Here is a 629-nt window from a genome sequence, read left to right on the forward strand (position 1 = left end):
GTGCAGTACGGGCTGCCGTGGACGTTCGCCGGGATCGGGCTGATCAGCAACACCGAACTGCTCACCAAGGCCGGCATCACCAGCGCCCCGAAAACCGTCGCCGAGTTCGAGGCCGCGCTCACCGCCGTGAAAGGCCTCGGCGGCGGCGTCGTGCCCTGGGCCGGCATGACCAAGGTCGACCAGCTCAAAGACATCATCCCCTGGATGTGGGAGTTCGGGTCCCCGATCGTCGACGGCGGCAAGGTCGTCATCGGCGACGACGGCAGTGTCGAGGCCCTCACCTGGTACAAGAAACTCTACGACCAGAAACTCATCGCCCCCGACGTCAACCGCGTCGACGCCCGCGCCCTCATGTCCCAGGGCAAGACCGCCTTCTACGAAGACGCCATCGGCGGCCGCGCCGCGGTCACCAAATCCTCCCCGGACAAAGACCTCGCCAGCAAAATGGTCCCCGTCGCCCGACCGGTGAAGGCGCCAACTCCAGCGCCAGCCCGTTCTGGACCTACCCCCAGTTCTCCCAAATGGAAAAGGTCCTCGCCGAAGAAGTCCAATCCATCCTCATCGGCAAAAAGAACCCGAAAGAAGCCCTCACCTCCGCCCGCGACCGGATGAACGCCCTCATCAAATGA

At 64.4% G+C, this 629-nt stretch carries 1 protein-coding gene; it reads left to right on the plus strand.

The window, feature by feature from the left end; genetic code table 11:
- Positions 1-612, plus strand: a 612-nt coding sequence (locus OP18_RS51840; protein WP_211273942.1) for an extracellular solute-binding protein, incomplete at its 5' end; no start/stop codon positions are given.
- Positions 613-629: the final 17 nt, after the last annotated feature.

Source organism: Dactylosporangium aurantiacum, from assembly GCF_000716715.1.
Classification (GTDB): Bacteria; Actinomycetota; Actinomycetes; order Mycobacteriales; family Micromonosporaceae; genus Dactylosporangium; species Dactylosporangium aurantiacum.